Genomic DNA, 21,081 nt, shown 5'->3' with positions numbered 1-21,081 from the left:
CAAAGGCTTGCGGCGGCCCGGAACGCTCCCGCACGGTTCGGAGAAATTCGATTGCCGGAGGCAAGTGTTCGCATAGGCTCCGGGCTGTGTTGCTCCGACTCGCGCGGGCGCATCTGCGGCCCCACAGGCGCTCCATATCGCTGATCGTCCTGCTCCAGCTGATCCAGACGCTGGCGACGCTCTATCTGCCGACCCTCAACGCCGACATCATCGACAACGGTGTCGTGAAGGGGGACACGGACTACATCGTCCGGATCGGCGGCTTCATGATCCTGGTGACGCTGCTCCAGATCGCCTGCGCGATCGGCGCGGTCTACTTCGGCGCCCGTACGGCCATGGCGCTGGGCCGGGACATCCGGGCCGCGGTCTTCGACCAGGTGCAGTCCTTCTCGGCCAGGGAGGTCGGCCGCTTCGGCGCGCCCTCGTTGATCACCCGCACCACCAACGACGTCCAGCAGGTCCAGATGCTGGTGCTGCTGACGTTCACGATGATGGTCTCGGCGCCGATCATGTGCGTCGGCGGCGTCGTCATGGCGCTCAACCAGGACGTGCCGCTGTCGGCGCTCCTCCTGGTCATCGTCCCGGTCCTCGGGATCCTCGTCTCGCTCATCGTGCGCCGGATGCGTCCGCTGTTCCGCGGGGTGCAGGAGCGCATCGACACCGTCAACCGCGTGCTGCGCGAGCAGATCGCCGGTATCCGCGTCATCCGCGCCTTCGTCCGGGACCGCTACGAACACCAGCGGTTCGGCCGGGCCAACACCGATCTGTACGACGTCTCGCTCCGCGCCGGCCGGCTGATGTCGATGATGAGCCCGCTGGTCATGCTCACCGTGAACCTCTCCAGCGTGGCCGTGGTCTGGTTCGGCGGGCTGCGCATCGACGACGGGCGGATGCAGATCGGGGCGCTGGCGGCCTTCCTCAGCTACCTCATGTACATCCTGATGTCGATCATGATGGCGACGTTCATGGTGATCATGCTGCCGCGCGCCGAGGTCTGCGCCGAGCGCATCCAGGAGGTGCTGGCGACCGAGTCCAGCGTCGTCCCGCCCGCCGAGCCGGTCACCGCGCTGCGCCGCCACGGCGAACTGGAGCTGCGCGACGTGGAGTTCCGGTTCCCCGGCGCCGAGCAGCCGGTCCTCAGGGACGTCTCGCTGATCGCCCGTCCCGGTGAGACCACCGCGGTCATCGGCTCCACCGGCTCGGGCAAGTCCACCCTGCTGGGGCTGGTGCCCCGGCTCTTCGATGCCACCGGCGGCACCGTCCTGGTCGACGGCGAGGACGTGCGCACCCTCGCCCCGGAGACCCTGGCCTCCGTCATCGGCCTGGTGCCGCAGAAGCCGTACCTCTTCTCCGGGACGGTCGCCAGCAACCTGCGGTACGGCAATCCGGACGCCACCGACGAGGAGCTGTGGCAGGCGCTCCGGATCGCGCAGGCGCAGGACTTCGTCGAGCGGATGGAGGGCGGCCTCCAGGCGCCGGTCGCGCAGGGCGGCTCCAACGTCTCCGGCGGCCAGCGGCAGCGGCTGGCGATCGCCCGCGCCCTGGTCCGCAAGCCGGAGATCTACCTCTTCGACGACTCCTTCTCCGCCCTGGACTACGCCACCGACGCGGCCCTGCGCGCCGCACTGGCCCGGGAGACCGGCGGGGCCACCGTGGTGATCGTCGCCCAGCGGGTCGCCACGATCCGCGGCGCCGACCGGATCGTGGTCCTGGACGCGGGGCGGATCGTGGGCACCGGGACCCACGCCGAGCTGATGGCCGGCAACGAGACCTATCGGGAGATCGTGCTCTCCCAGCTCACCGAGCAGGAGGCGGCGTGACCACCGCGGACAAGCAGGAGCCGGTCACGGACCGGGACCCCGAGGAGGCGTCCGGCGGCACGTCCGGCGGGGCCGCCACGTCGGCCCCGCGCCGCGGACCGGCCCCCACCAGCGGCCCGTTGGCCCGCATGATGGGCGGCCCGATCGACAAGTCCCTGAACTTCAAGGGCTCCGGCAAGCGGCTGCTGGCCCAGATGCGGCCGGAGCGCGGCATCGTCGCGGTCGCGCTGCTGCTGGGCGCGCTGAGCGTGGCGCTGACCGTCGTCGGCCCGAAGGTCCTGGGCCGCGCCACCGACCTGATCATGGCCGGTGTGATCGGCCGCCGGCTGCCCGAGGGCCTCACCAAGGCGCAGGCGGCCGCGCAGCTGCGGGCGCACGGCCAGGGCGGGTTCGCCGACATGCTCGGCGCCATGCCGGTGGTCCCCGGCCGCGGCGTCGACTTCGGGGCGGTCGGCACGATCCTGCTCTGGGCCACTCTGATCTACGCCGGTGCCGCCGTTTTCGGCTTCGTCCAGGCCCGGATCGCCACCCGGGTCGTCCAGCGGACCGTCTTCCGGATGCGCGAGCAGGTCGAGGAGAAGCTGGCCCGGCTGCCGCTGAGCTACTTCGACCGGCAGCAGCGCGGCGAGGTGCTCTCCCGCGCGACCAACGACATCGACAACATCCAGCAGACGCTCCAGCAGACCCTCAGCCAGATCATGGCCTCGCTGCTGACCATCGTCGGCGTGCTGGCCATGATGTTCTGGATCTCGCCGCTGCTGGCGCTGGTCGCGCTGGTCACCGTGCCGGTCTCGGTGCTGGTCGCCACCAGGGTCGGCAAGCGCGCCCAGCCGCAGTTCGTCCAGCAGTGGAAGACCACCGGCAAGCTCAACGCGCACATCGAGGAGATGTACACCGGGCACTCCCTGGTCAAGGTCTTCGGCCGCCAGAAGGAGTCCGCGGCGCTGTTCCGGGAGCAGAACGAGGCGCTCTACGCGGCGGGCTTCAAGGCCCAGTTCATCTCCGGCGTCATCCAGCCCGCGATGATGTTCATCGGCAACCTCAACTACGTCCTGGTGGCCGTGGTCGGCGGGCTGCGGGTCGCCTCCGGGGCGCTGTCCATCGGCGATGTGCAGGCGTTCATCCAGTACAGCCGCCAGTTCAGCCAGCCGCTGACCCAGGTCGCCGCGATGGCCAACCTCGTCCAGTCCGGCGTCGCCTCCGCCGAGCGGGTCTTCGAACTCCTCGACGCCGCCGAACAGGACCCGGACGCCGAGCACCCCGCCCGCCCGGAGACGGTCACCGGCGAGGTCGCCTTCGAGGACGTCTCCTTCCGCTACGACGAGAACAAGCCGCTCATCGACGGCCTCTCGCTCGCCGTCCGCCCCGGCCAGACCGTCGCCATCGTCGGCCCGACCGGCGCCGGCAAGACCACCCTGGTCAACCTCCTGATGCGGTTCTACGAGGTCCGCGGCGGCCGGATCACCCTGGACGGCGTGGACATCGCGGCGATGTCCCGCGAGGAGCTGCGCGGCACCATCGGCATGGTCCTCCAGGACACCTGGCTCTTCGGCGGCACCATCGCCGAGAACATCGCCTACGGCGCCCCCGAGGGCACTTCCCGGGACAAGGTCGTCGAGGCCGCCCGGGCCACCCACGTCGACCGCTTCGTGCGCACCCTCCCGGACGGCTACGACACCGTCATAGACGAGGAGGGCGGCAACGTCTCGGTCGGCGAGAAGCAGCTGATCACCATCGCCCGCGCCTTCCTCGCGGAGCCGGCGATCCTCGTCCTGGACGAGGCCACCAGCTCGGTCGACACCCGCACCGAGGTCCTCATCCAGCACGCCATGGCCCGGCTCCGCACCGGCCGCACCAGCTTCGTCATCGCCCACCGCCTGTCCACCATCCGCGACGCCGACGTCATCCTGGTCATGGAGAACGGCGCGATCGTCGAGCAGGGCACCCACGACAGCCTGCTGGCCGCCGAGGGGGCCTACGCCCGCCTGTACGCGGCCCAGTTCGCGGAGGCGGTGACGGAGGCGGGGTAGCGGGAGGCGCCGGGACCGGGCCGGCCGCCGGCGGCCCCCGGGGCGCGGGCGGCACGGCCGCGACGGTGCCTGGAGCGGCCCGGCGAGGGAGGCGGTTCCGGCCCCGGAAACGGGGCTGCGGGCGGCGGGGAAACCGGTGCCGCCGCCTGTCAACCGGGTCGCCGGGCGACCACTCGAAGTGATCGACGGAACACAAGAACGCGCAAAATCGACCTCGGGTCCGCGCGTCAGGTGAGCTATTCTGCTGGGCAAGAAGGATCCGGGCAGCGTCGCCCCCGGATCCTTTTGTGCTTTCGCACCCGCAAAGCGTGTGACCGGAAGCACTCCGTACGAAGCAGTGCCGCAGACACCTCCGGCCAGGCCGGGGGGTGCCCCCGTCGCAGGGACCGAGGAGGAACCAGACGTCATGGGCAAGCGAAGCGTGCAGGACAGCGAGCCGCACAGGATGGAGCTCGCCGGAAACCGGGTAGGTGGTCGGAAGTGAGTTCGCTTCTGCTCCTGACCAACGCCCTCCAGCCATCGACGGAGGTGCTCCCGGCGCTCGGCTTGCTGCTGCACAGCGTCCGGGTGGCCCCCGCCGAGGGACCGGCCCTGATCGACACCCCAGGGGCCGACGTCATACTGATCGACGGCCGCCGCGACCTTCCCCATGTGCGGTCCCTCTGCCAGCTGCTGCGGTCCACCGGACCGGGCTGCCCGCTGCTGCTGGTGGTCACCGAGGGCGGACTGGCCGCCGTCACCGCCGACTGGGGCGTCGACGACGTGGTGCTGGACACCGCGGGCCCGGCCGAGGTGGAGGCGCGGCTGCGGCTGGCGATGGGCCGCCAGCAGAGCACCGCCGACAACGGCCCCACGGAGATCCGCACCGGGGACCTCTCGGTGGACGAGGCCACCTACAGCGCCAAGCTCAAGGGCCGGGTGCTGGACCTGACCTTCAAGGAGTTCGAGCTGCTGAAGTACCTGGCGCAGCACCCGGGCCGGGTCTTCACCCGCGCCCAGCTGCTCCAGGAGGTCTGGGGCTACGACTACTTCGGCGGTACGCGGACCGTGGACGTGCACGTCCGGCGGCTGCGCGCCAAGCTCGGCCCCGAGCACGAGTCGCTGATCGGCACCGTCCGGAACGTCGGCTACCGCTTCGTCGTGCCGGAGAAGGTGGAGCGGGCCGCGACGGAGGCCCAGGCGCGCGAGGACGCCGGGCAGAAGGCGAAGGGCGGCGCCGGCGGGCGGGGGGCCGCGCGTTCTTCCTCGTCGGGCGCCGGATCCGGGGCCGCACAGCCTGCCCGACGGTAGGACCGCCCGCGTAGACTGCCGCGCGTGGCCAAGGTGACGCGGGATGACGTAGCAAAACTGGCGGGGACTTCCACCGCCGTTGTCAGTTACGTCATCAACAACGGACCAAGGCCGGTCGCCCCGGCCACGCGCGAGCGGGTGCTCGCCGCCATCAAGGAGCTCGGCTACCGGCCGGACCGGGTGGCGCAGGCGATGGCGTCCCGCCGCACCGACCTCATAGGCCTGATCGTTCCGGACACCCGCCAGCCGTTCTTCGCGGAGATGGCGCACGCCGTCGAACAGGCCGCCTCCGAGCGCGGCAAGATGGTGCTGGTCGGCAACGCCAACTACGTCGACGAGCGCGAGGTGCACTACCTGCGCGCGTTCCTCGGGATGCGGGTGTCCGGGCTGATCCTGATCAGCCAGGGCCCCAGCGAGCACGCCGCCGCGGAGATCGACGCGTGGGACGCCCGGGTGGTGCTGCTGCACCGCCGGCCGGACGCCATCGACGACGTCGCGGTGATGACCGACGACATCTGGGGCGCGCAGCTGGCGACCCGTCACCTCCTGGAGCACGGCCACCCCTACGTCGCGTTCCTCGGTGGCACGGAGGAGACCCCGAAGTCCGGCGACCCGGTCACCGACCACGTCGAGGGCTGGCGGCGGGCCATGCTGGAGTCCGGCCGGTCGCCCGAGGGGCGCTACTACCAGGCCCCGTACAACCGCTACGACGCCTACGAGATCGCGCTGCGGCTGCTGTCCGAGCCGGACCGCCCGCCGGCCATCATGTGCGCCACCGACGACCAGGCGATCGGCGTGCTGCGGGCCGCCCGCGAGCTGCGGATCGACGTCCCGGGCGAGCTGGCGGTGGCCGGCTTCGACGACGTCAAGGAGGCCGCGCTCACCGATCCGCCGCTGACGACGGTGGCCTCGGACCGGCAGGCGATGGCGCGGGCCGCGGTCGACCTGGTGCTGGACGACGGGCTGCGGGTGGTGGGGTCGCGCCGCGAGCGGCTGCGGCAGTTCCCGTCGCGGCTGGTGGTCCGGCGGTCGTGCGGGTGCGGCGCCTGACGACGGGGCCCGGCCCCTCCCCGGACGTCCTTATACCGGGCATACCGACTTCTGTCGGGTCTCTCAGGGCTCTCTCAGACGGTTCTCATGCGGCGGCAGCAGAGTCGTGGGCATGACCGAGAGCTACCGCCGCAGCGGCGATGAGATGCCCCAGGACCGGCCGTACGCCTACGGCTCCCCCTACGGCACCGGCCACGGCAGCGCCCCCGGCGCGTACGGGGGTGGCGACGTACCGCCGCCCCCGTACGTGCCGGGCATGGCGGAGGCGGGCGCTCCGGCGGCGCCGGAGCCGCGGCGCCGGGCCCGGCGGCCGGTCGCGCTGATCGCGGCGGTGGCACTGGCCTCCGGTCTGATAGGCGGCGGCAGCGCGGCGCTGATCGCCGGCGCCACGCAGCAGAGCAGCACCTCGGGCGGCGTCGCCACCCCGCTCGTCAACGCCGGGCAGAGCACCGGCAGCGGCACCGGTGTCGCGGGGGTGGCCAAGGCGGTCAGCCCGGCCATCGTGGAGATCAAGGCGCAGACGGCGGACGGCGAGTCCACCGGCTCGGGCGTGGTGATCACCAGCAACGGCGAGATCGTCACCAACAACCACGTGGTGTCCGGTTCGCGCACCGTCAGCGTCACGTTCAGCGACGGCAGCAAGAAGACCGCGACGGTCGTCGGCACCGACCCCGACAAGGACCTCGCGCTGATCAAGGTGACCGGCGGCAAGGGGCTCACGCACGCGGTGCTCGGCGACTCCAGCAAGCTCGTGGTCGGCGACCCGGTCGTCGCGATCGGCTCGCCGGAGGGCCTCACCGGCTCGGTGACCAGCGGTATCGTCTCCGCGCTCAACCGCGATGTGACGGTCCCCAAGGAGGGCGGCCAGAGCCAGGACCAGGGGCAGGGGCAGGGCCGGGGCCGCGGTTCCTTCGGCGGTGGCGGCTGGCCGTTCGAGTTCGGCGGCAACCAGTACAACGGCGACACCGGCTCGTCCAAGACCACCTACAAGGCGATACAGACCGATGCCGCGCTCAACCCGGGCAACTCCGGCGGCGCCCTGATCAACATGCAGGGGCAGATCGTCGGCATCAACGCGGCCATGTACTCCCCGAGTTCGTCGGACAGCAGCCAGGCAGGCAGCGTCGGCCTCGGCTTCGCGATCCCGATCAACACCGTCAAGGCCGATCTCGACGCGCTGCGCGGCGGCGGCAGCGGCGGGGGGAACAGCGGGGTCTGAGCCGGGCCCTGGCCGGGACCGGCACCGGCCGGCGGCTGTCCACAGGCGGTTGTCCACAGGGCGTCCGCCGGCGCGGCATCCGTGTCAGGCTGAAGCCAGAAAGGTCCCGCCGGCCGTCCGCACACGCACCCCGAGGTAGTCACGCACATGAGCCCCGCCGAGCACGGTGATCACCCCGCCCGCATCCTGATCGTCGACGACGAGCCCGCGGTCCGCGAGGCACTGCAGCGTTCGCTCGCCTTCGAGGGGTACGGCACCGACCAGGCCGTCGACGGTCTGGACGCGGTGGAGAAGGTCGCCGCCTACGACCCCGAACTGATCGTGCTGGACGTGCTGATGCCGCGGATGGACGGGCTGACCGCCGCCCGCCGGCTGCGGGCGGGCGGGGTGACCGTGCCGATCCTGATGCTGACCGCCCGGGACACCGTCGGCGACCGCGTCACCGGCCTGGACGCCGGCGCCGACGACTACCTCGTCAAGCCCTTCGAGCTGGACGAACTGCTGGCCCGGATCCGCGCCCTGCTGCGCCGCAGCTCCTACGGGGCGGCCGCCGGCGCCGCCCGCCCCGACGAGGGCGAGATCCTCGGCTTCGCCGACCTGCGGATGAATCTGGCCACCCGCGAGGTCACCCGCGGCCACCGGCCCGTCGAGCTGACCCGCACGGAGTTCACGCTCCTGGAGATGTTCCTGGCCCATCCCCGGCAGGTGCTCACCCGCGAGCAGATCCTCAAGGCCGTCTGGGGCTTCGACTTCGAGCCGACCTCCAACTCCCTGGACGTGTACGTGATGTACCTGCGCCGCAAGACGGAGGCCGGCGGCGAGCCGCGGCTGGTCCACACCGTGCGCGGGGTGGGTTACGTGCTGCGGCTGGAGGGCGGCGCGGAATGAGCGGTACCGACGACGCCCACGCGGCATCCGGAGCGGGGGAGGCCCCCGGCGGCGCGCCCCACGGCGGGGGCGGCCCCGGCGACGGCCCCCGGGCCGACGCCCACCGCACCGCTTCCGGGCACGGCACGAGCGGTGCGGGCGGGGCGCGCCCACCGGGCGGCTCCTTCGGCCTGACGCGGTTCCACCAACTCCCTCTGCGCTCCCGGCTGGCGCTGCTCACCGCGGTCGCGGTCGCCTTCGCGGTGGCGCTGTCCGCCGCCGCCTGCTGGCTGATCACCCGCGACCGGCTCACCGAGCAGCTCGACACCACCCTGAGCACGGTCGAGGTGAACTCCGACTACGTCCAGGCGATCAGCGCCGACTGCGCCGGCACCCCGTTGAACGTCCGCTTCCAGCCCACCCCGTACACCATCCAGCTGGTCTCCCCGTCCGGCTATGCGTGCACCTCGCCCGGCAAGGTGCACATCGCCGCGCAGCGCGTGGACCAGGAGGTCGCCGCCGGGCGGCTGACCGGCGCCGTCCACACCGCCAAGGACGAGAACGGCACCGCGATGCGGGTCTCCACCGTCCCCTACCGCGGCCCGATCACCGACGCCCGGGGGAACCGCCTGGCGATCTCCGTGGCCGCGCCGATGGACCAGGTCACCGATCCGCTCAACCACCTCGCGCTGGTGCTGCTGGTGGTCGCCGGGGTCGGGGTGCTGGGCGCGGCGACCGCCGGCCTGTGGGTGGCCCGGGCGGCGCTCAAGCCCGTCGACCGGCTCACCGCCGCCGTCGAGCACGTCGCCCGCACCCAGGACCTCGCCATCCGCATCCCCACCGACGGCGAGGACGAAATCGCCCGCCTCTCCCGGTCGTTCAACGCCATGACCGCCGCGCTGGCCGCCTCCCGCGACCTCCAGCAGCAGCTGATCGCGGACGCCGGCCACGAGCTGCGCACGCCCCTGACGTCCCTGCGGACCAACATCGACCTCCTGGAGCGCAGCGAGCGCTCCGGCCGCCAGATCCCGCCCGCGGACAAGGAGGCCCTGCTGACGTCGGTGAAGGCCCAGATGGGCGAGTTGGCGGCGCTCATCGGCGATCTCCAGGTCCTCTCCCGCCCCCCGGAGACGGGCACCGGCGGCGGCACCGCATCCGTCCGCGTGGTCGCCCTCCACGACGTCGTCGGCTCCGCGCTGGAACGGGCCCGGCTGCGCGGCCCCTCCCTCACCCTCAGCGCCGACCTCGATCCGTGGTACGTCCGCGCCGAGCCGTCCGCGCTGGAGCGGGCGGTGGTCAACCTCCTCGACAACGCCGTGAAGTTCAGCCCGTCCGGTGGCACGATCGAGGTCCGCCTCGCGGGCGGCGCACTGACCGTCCGCGACCACGGCCCCGGCATCCCGCCCGACGAACTCCCGCACGTCTTCGAGCGGTTCTGGCGCTCTCCCTCCGCGCGGAGCCTGCCCGGCAGCGGCCTCGGCCTGTCCATCGTGGCCCGCACGGCAGAGCAGGCCGGCGGCGGCGTCCGCCTGCGCAACGCCCCCGGCGGCGGCACGGAGGCCCTCCTGACCCTCCCGGGCGCCCCCACCCCGCCCCCGGACATACCCGAGACGGCGGCCGCGGAGCCGACGGACGGCACCGACCCGGAGCGCTGAGCGGGGCGGGAGGAGGGGCTGAGCGAGGCCCGCGGGTCCTGGCCGGGGCCGGAGCACCGGGCGGAGCCGGAGGGGGCGGAGGGGCCGAGCGAGGGGCCTGCCCCCGGGGCTACGGGGCTGGCCTCGGGCTTATGGGCCTGCCCCCGGGCTTACGGGCCTGCCCCCGGGCTCATGGGGCTGGCCGGAACCACCGATACCGCCGTCCCCCGCCCCGGAGCCCGGCGGTTCCTGCCGCCGGGCTCCGGAGGAGAAGACGCGTCTACTTCTTCTTCGCGGCGTCGCCGAACGGCAGGTCGGCGCCGGTCAGATCGGCGCGGATGCCGTCGCTCTCCACGGAGACGTTGCGCAGCCGCACGTCCCCCGGCGTCTTCGGGAGCTGGAAGGCGAGCGACAGCTGGTCGGCGAGCTGGGGCTTCGTCAGGCCGGTGAGGGCGCCGAGCATCTTCGGGTCGATGCCGACCTTCTGGAGCAGCCAGGGGTGGTCCATCACGACGTCGACGAGGTTGACCGTCATCAGCTGGTGGATGAAGCGCGGCGAGCCGATCAGGTCGTGCAGCTTGTCGTCGTCGCGCAGGGCTGCGTCGATGTACTCCTGCGGGATGCCGATCCGCTGGGCGATGGCCGGGATGCTGAGCATCGACTTGATCTTGGCGGCCTGCCGGCTGAGCTCGGTGGCGCCCTTCTGGGTCAGTTGCAGGCCCTCGCCCTCGCCGGTGCCCGGGCGGTAGACCGCGACGTCGCCGATGTCCAGCTGCATCTTCCCGATCTGGGTGGCGATCCCCCGGTCGCCGTTGCGCTGGATACGGGCTTCGGCGTGGACGCGCAGGGTGTGCCCGGCGAGCGGCAGTTCGCCGACCGCGCGCACCTGGTTGTGGCCCAGCGCGCTGAACTTCACCTGGGAGGCGCCCAGTTCGCGGTTCATGTCGTCGAAGGTGAGCAGCACGCTGCCGTGCATCTGGCCGATGGTGGCGCCCTTGATGGCGCTCGGCAGATCGCCGTCGAGCCGGATGTCCTGCGCCGTCGCCGACACCTTCGCCAGCGAGACGCGGTCGGCGGCGACGTCCGGGATCACCACGTCTACCTGGTCCAGCCGCTTGTCGAGGACCTGGGTGAGGAACGGGAAGCCGTGGATGTCCACCTCGGGGCGGGCGTGCAGCTTCAGCGCCTTCTGCACCTCCTGCTCGGCCTTGGTCTGCGCGTACAGCACGGCGAACCGGTCGCCGAGGGCGAGCATCCCCGCGCAGGCCGCCAGCGCGACCAGCGCCTTGACGGTGCGCGGGACGGCCGCGAAACGGCTGATGCCCCGCTTCAGCCTCCGGTGGTTCGGGGGCTGCCAGGCGTCGTCCTTGTCGTCCGCGCGCAGGCCCAGGCCCAGCGGATCATCGCTGTCGTCCCGCTCGTTCAGGTAGGTGCGCCGTAGGGGAGAAGGCTCGTACGCGTCTGCGTGGTCGGCCGCCGACTGCGATCCGTGCGGCGGGTCCGGATCGGCGAGTGCGGCCAGATCCGCGTACGGGTTGGGGTTGATCGGCGGGAGCTCTGCGGTGTCGCCCTGCGGGCCGTCCCGGCCCTCGGCTGTGTGGGGCGGTTCCCCGGCCTCGGAAGCGGAGGCGGAGGCGTGGGGGCCGTCCGGGGATGAGGGTGAAGATATGCGTATGGGGGATCGCATTCGCACATCCCACCACGGGCGGGACCGGGGAGCGCAAGTCCAGCTCACGGAATGTGAGATACGCGAAAGTTATCCTGCGCTCCTTGGGAAAAACTTGCCGCGCCCAAGGGGAACCCAGCCGCGCTGACGACCGTCTGAAGGCCTGTCATGTGGCCGGTGCGACGTCGCCGGCGGACCCCGTGAGGGGGCGACCGGAGCGCCCGGTCATCCCAACTCCCCGCTCCCGGTGAGAGTTCCCGCCGACGTTCCCCGTTCTGTCGCCCGCCCGCCCGTCGTCCGGACGCATGCGGTCCGCGCTTCCGGCCCGCAGCGGACCTTCCTCCGCTGCACCAACTCCACGCGCCGCGCCACCAGTTGGGCCCCGGCGTCCGCCTGAGGGGGCGGACGGCCGGGGCCGCGTGGTGCGATCAGCGCAGGGCCGTCGTCACTTCACCACCGTGATGCGGTCCGCCTTCGGCGGGGCCAGGGGGCTGGACGGCGTCGAGTGGGCCGTCAGGTAGGCGGTGAGGGCGTCGAGGTCGGAGGGGCCGACGTAGGGGTTGGTGCCCTGCTTGAGGGCGGGGAAGCCGTCGCCGCCGCCGGCCAGGAACTCGTTCATGGCGACCCGGTAGGTCTTGGCGGGGTCCAGGGGGGTGCCGTTGAGCTTGACGGTGTCGGTGACGACGCGGGCGGCGCCGGACTTGGACATGTCGAGCGTGTAGGTGAGGCCCCGGGAGATCTGGAGGATCTTCGGGGACGCCTCGTTGGGGCCGCTGACCTGCTGCTGGAGGGCGGCCAGGAGCTGCGCGCCGGTCAGGTCGACGGCATGCGTCATGTTGGTGAACGGCTGGACGGTGAACGCCTCGGCGTAGGTGACGACGCCGTCGCCCTCCTTGCCCGACGCCTTGTAGGCGAGGTCGGAGCGGATGCCGCCGGGGTTCATCAGCGCGAGTTGGGCGCCGCCCTTGCCGGGGTCCGCGGTGGCCTCCTGCTGGGCGTCGGCGATCAGGTCGCCAAGGGGTTCCTCGGGGGTGCCGGCGCCGCGGCCGCTGATGTCGGCGGAGATATAGCCGACCGGCTTGTCGGCGACGGGGGCGGCCAGCGTGTTCCAGCGGGCGATCAGGGACGTCATGTCCGGCGCCTTGGGCTGGGTGCGGTCCACGACGTGGTTGACCGCGTGCGCACCGCGGACCGCGGTGCGGACGATGTCGTGGGTGCGGCGGTCGTAGGTGAGGGTGGTGTCGGTGTAGAGGCGGCCGTAGGAGGCGGCCGAGGTGACCGTGCGGGGGTGGCCGGCCGGGTCCGGGACGGTGCAGGTGTAGGACTGGTGGGTGTGGCCGGTGACCAGCGCGTCCACCTTCGGGCTGATGCGCTTGGCGATGTCCACGATCGGGCCGGAGATCCCCGCGCCCGGACCGGGGCTGTCGCAGTCGTAGTTGTACGAGGTGGAGGCCGGCATGCCGCCCTCGTGGATGAGCGCGACGATCGCCTTGACGCCCTGGCGGTCCAGGACCTTGGCGTACTTGTCGATGGTGGCGACCTCGTCGTGGAAGGTCAGGCCCTTGACGCCCTCGGCGTTGACGATGTCCGGGGTGCCCTTGAGCGTCACGCCGATGAAGCCGATCTTGACGCCCTTGTGCTGCCAGACCGTGTACGGCTTGAGGATCGGCTTGCCGGTCTTGTCGTCGGTGACGTTGGCGGCAAGGTAGGGGAAGGCGGCGCCCTGGAAGGTCTTGCCCTTCTCGTAGCAGCCGTCCTTGGGGTGGCAGCCGCCGCGCTGCATGCGCGTCAGTTCCGTACGGCCCTCGTCGAATTCGTGGTTGCCGACGGAGGTGACGTCGAGGCCGAGCTTGTTCATCGCCTCGATGGTCGGCTCGTCGTGGAAGAGGCCGGAGAGCAGCGGGCTGGCGCCGATCATGTCGCCGGCCGCCGCGGTGACGGAGTACGGGTGGCCCTTGCGGGCGGTGCGCAGGGACTGCGCCAGGTACTCGACGCCGCCGGCCGGGACGGTCTTCTTGGTGCCGTCGGCCCCGAGCTCCTCGACGGTGCCGGAGGAGCCCTGCGGCGGTTCGAGGTTGCCGTGGAAGTCGTTGAAGGAGAGCAGCTGGACATCGACCGTGGAGGCCGGGCGGTGCCCGCTGTCGGCCCCGGCGGGCGCGGCGGTGGCGGTCAGGGTGACGCCCGCCGCGGTGGCGAGCACGGCGGCGCCGGCGGCCAATCTCCGTCCGAGACGGCTCCGTTGAGATGTCGGTGACATGGTTCCCCTCCGTGGCTGGTGCTGAGCGGAGGGCAGCTTATTGTCGACGCGCGTAGAGGGGTAGGGGGTGGAGGCTTACGACTCGGTGACCGTGCGGTGGCGGGGCCGGCCGGGGCCGCGTCCGCGGTACCCGCGCCGCACGGGGACGGCGTCGTACGCTTCACACATGACTGACGCTGCACAGGAGATGGGCCGGACGGGCCGCCGGATCCAGGTGGCCGACGCACTCGCGCCGGAAGGGGCCGCGGCCGTCCTTGAACTGATCGAACGGGCCGCGCGGGCGGACGGGCAGCCGGCCGTGTCCGAGCAGGGCCGCCTCCAACTGCGGGGCGGCCGGCGGGAGGGCGTACGGCATCTGCTGGTGTACGCGCCGGGGGAGGACGGTGAGCAACTGGTCGGGTACGGACAGCTGGAGGACACCGACCCGGTGGAGGCGCCGGCCGCCGAACTGGTCGTCCACCCGGGGTACCGCGGCCGCGGCCACGGCCGGGCGCTGGGCGGCGAACTGCTGGCCCAGTCCGGGCGCCGGCTGCGGGTGTGGGCGCACGGCGGGCATCCGGCCGCCCGGCATCTGGCGCAGACGCTGGGGCTGACGATGTTCCGGGAACTGCGGCAGATGCGGCGGCCGCTGGCCGACCTGGACCTGGCGGAGCCGGCGCTGCCGGAGGGGGTGACGGTCCGGACCTTCCAGCCGGACACCGACGACGCGGCCTGGCTGGAGATCAACGCGGCGGCCTTCGCGCACCACCCCGAGCAGGGCTCCCTGGCCCAGCGCGACCTGGACGACCGCAAGGCCGAGCCGTGGTTCGATCCCAAGGGCTTCTTCCTCGCCGAGAAGGACGGCCGGCTGATCGGCTTCCACTGGACGAAGGTGCACGCCGAGGAGGGCCTGGGCGAGGTGTACGTCCTCGGGGTGCGGCCGGGCGCGCAGGGCGGCGGCCTGGGCAAGGCGCTGACCGCGATCGGGCTGCGGCACCTGGCAGCGCAGGGGCTGGCGACGGTGATGCTCTACGTGGACGCGGACAACGTGCCCGCGGTGACGGTCTACGAGCGACTGGGCTTCGTCACGCACGAGACGGATCTGATGTACCGGTCGGAGACCTGAGGGGCGGCACCGGACGGTGTGTGGCGGGGCGGGCCGGGCGGTCCGCCCCGCCACGTTTTTCACGGTGCGGTGGGCTGCTCCTGCCGGGCGCGCCACTCGCGCGCCAGCATCGCGTAGATCACCTCGTCGCTCCATTCGCCGTCGAGGAACTCGTTCTCCCGCAGATGGCCCTCGCGGCGCATGCCCAGGCGCTCCAGCAGTCGGGCGGAGGCGGTGTTGCGGCCGTCCAACTCGGCCTGGATGCGGTGCAGTCCGAGCTCTTCGAAGCCCAGCCTGAGCAGGGCGCGGGCGGCCTCGGTGGCGTAGCCGCGGCCGGCGTGCTCGGGGTTGAAGACGTAGCCGATGTCGCCCTGGCGGTGCTCGTGGCGGGTGTAGAAGAAGGTGACGTCGCCGACCAGAGTGCCGGTGTCGCGGTGGACGACGGCGAGCTGGAGGAAGTCGCCGGACGCCGTCAGCGTCGTGCGGGTCGCCTTGTCGGCGACCGAGGCGCGGGAGCCGGCCTCGTCGTGCGGGCCCCAGTAGAGGTAACGGCAGACCTCGGGCCGACGCTGGTAGGCGTAGATGGCCGCGAAGTCGTCGTGGCGGACGGGGCGGAGGTCCAGGCGCTCGGTGCGCAGCGGATAGGCGGGGGCGAACGGGAGCGTGGGCAGCGGCGCCATGGCGGGCGTGGAAGGTCTGGGCACGGCTCCAGCGTAGGGAGCGGGGGCGGGCGGCGCAGCGGACTTTTGCGGAGCCGGGGGCGGCCTCCGCCCGGCTTTCGGTGCGGTGCCCCGATGAGCGGCCGCGAAGATCGCCGGGCGCCGGAGCGGACGGAAAATACCCGGCGGTAGCTCCCCGCTTGCCTGGCCGCCATGTCCGCTTCACCGGCGATTCAATATCGCTTGCAAGCATCACTGAATGCAGCCCGCTGTGCCGAACGTCCCGAACCCGCGGCTCGAAGTCGTGCCGCCGCTGTCTCCCGGCGCGCCTGGAACGGCCCGAGCGCGGAACAATAAGGACATGAACCAGCAGCGCAGCGCTCAGGCCCCGGCCCAGCCCGAGACGCCGCCCCAGGAAACGCCGAGGACGGCGGGTCCCTCGGTGCAGCCGTCGGTGGGCTCGATCGCTGCACACCGCCCCAACGCCGTCCGCCACACCCTCCCCGGGCTGGAGCCCGACCTGGACGCCGATCCGGACGCGTACGAGGACCACGGCGTCCCGGGCGCGAACGGCGAGGAGCTGCCCAGCGGGCGCTTCCTGGACCGGGAGCGCAGCTGGCTGGCGTTCAACGAGCGGGTGCTGGAGCTGGCCGAGGACCCGGCCACCCCGCTCCTGGAGCGGGCCAACTTCCTGGCGATCTTCGCCAGCAACCTGGACGAGTTCTTCATGGTCCGGGTCGCCGGCCTCAAGCGGCGGATCGCGACCGGGGTCGCCACCCGCTCCGCCTCCGGGCTCCAGCCCCGGGAGGTGCTGGACCTGATCTGGACCAGGTCCCGCGAGCTGATGGCCCGGCACGCCGCCTGCTACCAGCAGGACGTCGCCCCGGAACTCGCCGACCAGGGCATCCACCTCATCCGCTGGCCCGAACTGACCGAGAAGGAGCAGGCCCGGCTGTTCACGCTGTTCCGGCAGCAGATCTTCCCGGTGCTGACCCCGCTGGCGGTCGATCCCGCGCACCCCTTCCCCTACATCTCCGGGCTGTCGCTGAATCTGGCCGTGGTGGTCCGCAATCCGGTCAGCGGCCACGACCACTTCGCCCGGGTGAAGGTCCCGCCGCTGCTCTCCCGTTTCCTGGAGGCGTCCCCGCAGCGCTACGTGCCCATCGAGGACGTGATCGCAGCGCACCTGGAGGAGCTGTTCCCGGGGATGGAGGTGCGGGCGCACCACATGTTCCGGGTGACCCGCAACGAGGACCTGGAGGTGGAGGAGGACGACGCCGAGAACCTCCTCCAGGCCCTGGAGAAGGAGCTGATGCGGCGGCGCTTCGGGCCGCCCGTCCGGCTGGAGGTCGAGGAGACCATCGACCCGGCCGTGCTGGACCTGCTGGTGCAGGAGCTGAAGGTCTCCGAGGCCGAGGTCTACCCGCTGCCGGGACCGCTGGACCTGACCGGTCTGTTCGGCATAGGGGCGCTGGACCGGCCGGAGCTGAAGTACCCCAAGTTCGTGGCGGGCACCCACCGTGACCTGGCGGAGGTGGAGTCGGCCTCCGCGCCCGACGTCTTCGCCGCGCTGCGTGCCCGCGACGTCCTGCTGCACCACCCCTACGACTCGTTCTCCACCTCGGTGCAGGCGTTCCTGGAGCAGGCCGCGGCCGACCCGAACGTGCTCGCCATCAAGCAGACCCTCTACCGCACCTCCGACCACTCCCCGATCGTGGACGCCCTGATAGACGCCGCGGAGTCCGGCAAGCAGGTGCTCGTCCTGGTGGAGATCAAGGCGCGCTTCGACGAGCAGGCCAACATCAAGTGGGCCCGCAAGCTGGAGGAGGCGGGCTGCCACGTCGTCTACGGCCTGGTGGGGCTCAAGACGCACTGCAAGCTGTCCCTGGTGGTGCGCCAGGAGGGCGAGACGCTGCGCCGGTACTCCCATGTGGGCACCGGCAACTACCACCCCAAGACGGCCAGGCTGTACGAGGACCTGGGGCTGCTGACCGCGGACCCGCAGGTGGGAGCCGACCTCTCCGACCTCTTCAACCGGCTCAGCGGCTACTCCCGGCGGGAGACCTACCGCCGGCTGCTGGTGGCGCCCACCTCGCTGCGCGACGGGCTGGTCCAGCGGATCAACAAGGAGGCCGCGCACCACCGGGCGGGCCGCCCCGCCTACGTCCGCATCAAGGTCAACTCGATGGTCGACGAGGCGGTCATCGACGCGCTCTACCGGGCCTCGCAGGCCGGTGTGCCGGTCGACGTCTGGGTGCGCGGCATCTGCGCGCTGCGCCCCGGGGTCCCCGGGCTGAGCGAGAACATCCGGGTGCGCAGCGTCCTCGGCCGCTTCCTGGAGCACTCCCGGGTCTTCGCCTTCGGCAACGGCGGCGAACCCGAGGTGTGGCTGGGCAGCGCCGACATGATGCACCGCAACCTCGACCGGCGGATCGAGGCACTGGTGCGGGTCACCGACCCGGCCCACCGGGCGGCGCTGAACCGGCTGTTGGAGACCGGAACGTCGGACACCACCTCGTCCTGGCACCTGGGCCCGGACGGCGACTGGACCCGGCGGGCGGTGGACGCGGACGGCGCGCCGCTGCGGAACGTACAGGAAATGCTCATTGACGCCCGGAGGCGCCGGCGTGGCCCAGCGACATGACCAGCCGGCCGGGGGGCCGCGGCCCGGTCTTCTCGGAACCGGCGGGGGAAGCGGAAGCGGAATCGGATACGAACCCGGCCCGGCGCCGGGGGCCCGTGCGGCAGTAGTGGACGGGCCGGGGGACGGTGTGTACGGGGACGGGGTGTACAGGCAGGCGCTCTACGGGGCGGACGGCGGAGCGCACCGGGCGGGGCGCGCGGGATACGGGGACGAGGTGCCCTACGGGCCCGACGACGGCCCCGGTGCCGCCGGGCCCGCGCTCGCCGGGCGGTCGGCCGAGGAGGTGCTGGCCGGCTATCTGCACCGGCAGTCCGGGGAGTTCCTGCGCAGCCTGCGGCTCCACCGGGAGGCCGGCCCGGACGCGGCGGGCGCGGGCGAGGCGGCCTGGCTGCTGCGCCGCGCCGCCCGCCGGATCAGCGCCACGCTGCACACCTTCCGGCCGCTGACCGAGGAGGTCTGGGCCGATCAACTCAGCGCCGAACTGGGCTGGTTGAGCGGCACCCTGGCCCGTGAGCAGGCGTGCGGGGCGCGCCGGGACCGGCTGATGGGGGCGCTTGCGCGGCTGACCGGACGGGGCGAGCGGACCGAGCGTCCGGCGGAGCGCGGCGGCCGGGGGGCCCGGACCGGACGGGGCGGCCGGCCGGCCGCGTCCGACGCGGTGACCGCCATCGTCCCGGCCGCCGCCACCGATCCGGACGCCGAGAGCGCGCTCTCGGCCGGCGCGGCCCGAGCCGGGGCGCTGCTCGACCGGCAGCTGACCCTCGCCCGTGCGCGGGCGCACTCCGCGGCCCTCCAGGCGCTCGGCTCGTCCCGCTTCCACGCCGTCGCCGACGCGCTCGCGGTGCTCGCCTCCGAGGCGCCGCTGGCCCGCCGGGCCGCCGACGCGTCCGCCGCCGAGGCCCTGCCGCCGCTCGCCGAGCAGGCGCACCGGCGGCTCGCCGAGGCGGTCGCCACCCTGCCGCTGGCCCGCGCCGGCCACCCGTACAACGCCGGGGCGCTCGCCGCCGAGCACCGCCAGGACGCGCCCTGGCACCAGGTGCGGCTGCTGGTCCGGCTGAGCCACTACGCCCAGGAAGTCGTCGGCCCGGACGCGATCGACCCCCGGCTGATCGAGTCCGGCCGGGCCCTGACGCAGCACCGGGACGCCGCCGAGGCCGCGACCGCGGCCGCCACGGCGGCCCGTACGCCGCGGATCGCGCCGGCCACCGCGTACGCGCTGGGCGTGCTCCATGCCGACCAGCGGCACGAGGTCGAGGCGGCCCGGTACGCCTTCGGCCGGGTGTGGCTGCCGGGGCCGGCCGGCGAGCGCGGCGTCTGAACGGGACAGGAGGGGGCGCGATGGGCAGGACGGCGGGCCGCGAGGGCGGCGGGGCGAGCGGGGACCGGGCACCGGCGACCAGGCCGGTGCGGGCGGCGGGCTGCGTGCTGTGGCGCCGCGCGCCGGCGGGCGAGGGGATCGAACTGGCCCTGGTCCACCGGCCGAAGTGGGACGACTGGTCCCATCCCAAGGGCAAGGTGAAGCCGCGGGAGGACGCGCGGGCGGGCGCGCTGCGCGAGGTGCTGGAGGAGACCGGCATGACCTGCGCGCCGGGCCCGGAGCTGCCCACCGTCCGCTACCGGGTCGGCGCCCGCCCCAAGGAGGTCCGCTACTGGGCGGCCGAGGCCACCGGCGGCGGATTCGTCCCCAACAAGGAGGTGGACCGCCTCCTGTGGGTGTCACCGGACGTGGCCCGCGAGGTGCTCACCCAGGATCGCGACAAGGACCTGGTGGCGGCCCTGCTGGCCACGCTGCCCGAGAGGGCCGGGGACACGGGGGAGGGACCGGGCGGGAACGGCTGACCGGCCGGCGGAACCCTCCGTTCCGGAACGGGCCCGGGGCGTGCCAGGCGCCGCACGGCAGGTGCCGGTATGGCGACCCGCCCTACGCCGGCCCGCCCCCGCGCGGGGCCAGCGCCTCCCACCGCACCGTGACCTCGCCCTGGCGCCGCCGGCGCGGGTCCCCGGCCAGGGGCCAGTCCGCCGCCAGGGAGGCGACGGCGGCGCGCCACCGCTGCCGGGCGCCCAGCGCACCGAGCGGGGCGGCGCTCGCCCAGGCGCGGTCGAAGTCGCGCAGGAAGGCGTGCACCGGCTCGCCCGGCACATTGCGGTGGATCAGCGCCTTGGGAAGGCGTTCGGCCAGGTCGGAGGGGGTGTCGAGGGAGCCGAGCCGGGTCGCGAAGGTGACCGTGCGGGGGCCCTCGGGGCCCAGCGCGACCCAGACGTGCCGCCGCCCGATCTCGTCGCAGGTGCCCTCGACCAGCAGCCCGCCGGGCGCCAGGCGGGCGCACAGCCGCGCCCAGACGGCCGCGACCTCGTCCTCGTCGTACTGGCGCAGCACGTTGGCGGCCCGGATGAGGACCGGGGCGCGACCGGGCGGGCCGGGCAGCGGCACCTCGAAGCCGCCGTGGACGAAGTCCAGCCCGGCGCGGGCATAGGGGAGGGCGGCGGCGACCCGGGCCGGGTCGATCTCGATGCCGACGACGCGGGCGTCCGGCCGCGCGGTGCGCAGCCTGGTGAGCAGCTCCAGCGCCGTCCACGGGGCGGCGCCGTACCCGAGGTCGACGGCGACCGGGTCGGCGCTGCGGCGCAGTTCCGCGCCGTGCTCGGCGGCGATCCAGCGGTCCATGCGGCGCAGCCGGTTGGGGTTGGTGGTGCCGCGGGTGGCGTTTCCGACCGGCCGGGAGGGCGCGGGTGCCGGGACGGCGGCGGTGCGGGGGGCGGAAACGGAGGAGCGGCGGGCCATGCATCGAGGGTAGGGGGTCGCGGCGGGACGGCCGGCCGCGCGACCGGGGGGTCGGGTTCCGGTGCCCGCGTCACGCTTT

Annotated in this window: 15 protein-coding genes; 11 read left to right on the top strand and 4 right to left on the bottom strand. The window is 73.1% G+C overall.

Annotated elements, in window-relative coordinates:
- Window positions 1-86 precede the first annotated feature (86 nt).
- The 7 genes from ACIQE0_RS05145 (at window position 87) to ACIQE0_RS05115 (ending at window position 9,931) form a co-directional block, all read left to right on the top strand.
- The gene (locus ACIQE0_RS05145) at window positions 87-1,820 is read left to right on the top strand and encodes an ABC transporter ATP-binding protein (protein WP_402329160.1); all 1,734 of its coding nucleotides are present in this window, start codon (window positions 87-89) and stop codon (window positions 1,818-1,820) included.
- A complete protein-coding gene (locus ACIQE0_RS05140; RefSeq protein ID WP_402329158.1) occupies window positions 1,817-3,850 on the top strand; it encodes an ABC transporter ATP-binding protein in 2,034 nt (677 codons plus the stop codon). Before ACIQE0_RS05145 ends, ACIQE0_RS05140 begins: the two co-directional genes overlap by 4 nt.
- A 480-nt stretch (window positions 3,851-4,330) precedes the next feature.
- Window positions 4,331-5,140 carry a response regulator transcription factor gene (locus tag ACIQE0_RS05135; protein WP_366332292.1) on the top strand — a complete coding sequence of 270 codons (810 nt, stop codon included), beginning with the start codon at window positions 4,331-4,333 and terminating at the stop codon, window positions 5,138-5,140.
- Window positions 5,141-5,164: 24 nt separating this feature from the next.
- Window positions 5,165-6,190, top strand: a complete 1,026-nt coding sequence (locus ACIQE0_RS05130) for a LacI family DNA-binding transcriptional regulator (protein ID WP_366332293.1) — start codon at window positions 5,165-5,167, stop codon at window positions 6,188-6,190.
- Between the two features lie 112 nt (window positions 6,191-6,302).
- Window positions 6,303-7,409: a S1C family serine protease gene (locus ACIQE0_RS05125; RefSeq protein ID WP_402329155.1), complete on the top strand. Its 1,107-nt coding sequence runs from the start codon at window positions 6,303-6,305 to the stop codon at window positions 7,407-7,409.
- A gap of 147 nt (window positions 7,410-7,556) precedes the next feature.
- Entirely contained in the window at window positions 7,557-8,297 is a 741-nt protein-coding gene (locus ACIQE0_RS05120) for a response regulator transcription factor (RefSeq protein WP_366332295.1), read from the top strand.
- The gene (locus ACIQE0_RS05115) at window positions 8,294-9,931 is read left to right on the top strand and encodes an ATP-binding protein (RefSeq protein ID WP_402329153.1); all 1,638 of its coding nucleotides are present in this window, start codon (window positions 8,294-8,296) and stop codon (window positions 9,929-9,931) included. The genes ACIQE0_RS05120 and ACIQE0_RS05115 overlap by 4 nt, the downstream gene beginning before the upstream one ends.
- A 259-nt stretch (window positions 9,932-10,190) precedes the next feature.
- Here the strand turns inward: ACIQE0_RS05115 and ACIQE0_RS05110 are convergent, their stop codons facing one another.
- Both ACIQE0_RS05110 and ACIQE0_RS05105 read right to left on the bottom strand, forming a co-directional pair.
- Window positions 10,191-11,597, bottom strand: a complete 1,407-nt coding sequence (locus tag ACIQE0_RS05110; protein WP_402329151.1) for a DUF2993 domain-containing protein — start codon at window positions 11,595-11,597, stop codon at window positions 10,191-10,193.
- 424 nt (window positions 11,598-12,021) lie between these two features.
- The gene (locus ACIQE0_RS05105) at window positions 12,022-13,833 is read right to left on the bottom strand and encodes a bifunctional metallophosphatase/5'-nucleotidase (RefSeq protein WP_402329149.1); all 1,812 of its coding nucleotides are present in this window, start codon (window positions 13,831-13,833) and stop codon (window positions 12,022-12,024) included.
- Window positions 13,834-14,020: 187 nt separating this feature from the next.
- On the opposite strand from ACIQE0_RS05105, the gene mshD reads away from it, so the two are divergent.
- Window positions 14,021-14,938 (top strand): mycothiol synthase, encoded by a 918-nt coding sequence (mshD, locus tag ACIQE0_RS05100; RefSeq protein WP_366332382.1) that lies wholly within the window; start codon window positions 14,021-14,023, stop codon window positions 14,936-14,938.
- Between the two features lie 59 nt (window positions 14,939-14,997).
- On the opposite strand, the gene ACIQE0_RS05095 is transcribed toward mshD, so the two are convergent.
- Window positions 14,998-15,621, bottom strand: a complete 624-nt coding sequence (locus ACIQE0_RS05095) for a GNAT family N-acetyltransferase (protein ID WP_402329147.1) — start codon at window positions 15,619-15,621, stop codon at window positions 14,998-15,000.
- 316 nt (window positions 15,622-15,937) lie between these two features.
- Here ACIQE0_RS05095 and ACIQE0_RS05090 point away from each other — a divergent pair, with 316 nt between their 5' ends.
- The 3 genes from ACIQE0_RS05090 to ACIQE0_RS05080 are packed head-to-tail and all read left to right on the top strand — an operon-like array spanning window position 15,938 to window position 20,059.
- Window positions 15,938-18,220, top strand: a complete 2,283-nt coding sequence (locus ACIQE0_RS05090) for an RNA degradosome polyphosphate kinase (RefSeq protein WP_402329145.1) — start codon at window positions 15,938-15,940, stop codon at window positions 18,218-18,220.
- A complete protein-coding gene (locus tag ACIQE0_RS05085) occupies window positions 18,183-19,538 on the top strand; it encodes a CHAD domain-containing protein (RefSeq protein WP_402329144.1) in 1,356 nt (451 codons plus the stop codon). The genes ACIQE0_RS05090 and ACIQE0_RS05085 overlap by 38 nt, the downstream gene beginning before the upstream one ends.
- 20 nt (window positions 19,539-19,558) lie before the next feature.
- On the top strand, window positions 19,559-20,059 hold the full coding sequence (locus ACIQE0_RS05080) for an NUDIX hydrolase (protein WP_402329142.1): 501 nt from the start codon (window positions 19,559-19,561) through the stop codon (window positions 20,057-20,059).
- A gap of 82 nt (window positions 20,060-20,141) precedes the next feature.
- Here ACIQE0_RS05080 and ACIQE0_RS05075 read toward each other — a convergent pair whose 3' ends face one another.
- The gene (locus ACIQE0_RS05075; RefSeq protein WP_402329141.1) at window positions 20,142-21,002 is read right to left on the bottom strand and encodes a class I SAM-dependent methyltransferase; all 861 of its coding nucleotides are present in this window, start codon (window positions 21,000-21,002) and stop codon (window positions 20,142-20,144) included.
- Window positions 21,003-21,081: the final 79 nt, after the last annotated feature.

Source organism: Streptomyces sp. NPDC093097 (genome assembly GCF_044754325.1).
In the GTDB taxonomy this organism is placed as follows: Bacteria; Actinomycetota; Actinomycetes; order Streptomycetales; family Streptomycetaceae; genus Streptomyces.
Note: the sequence above shows the minus strand (reverse complement) of the source record. Positions and strands in the feature narration are given on the sequence as shown.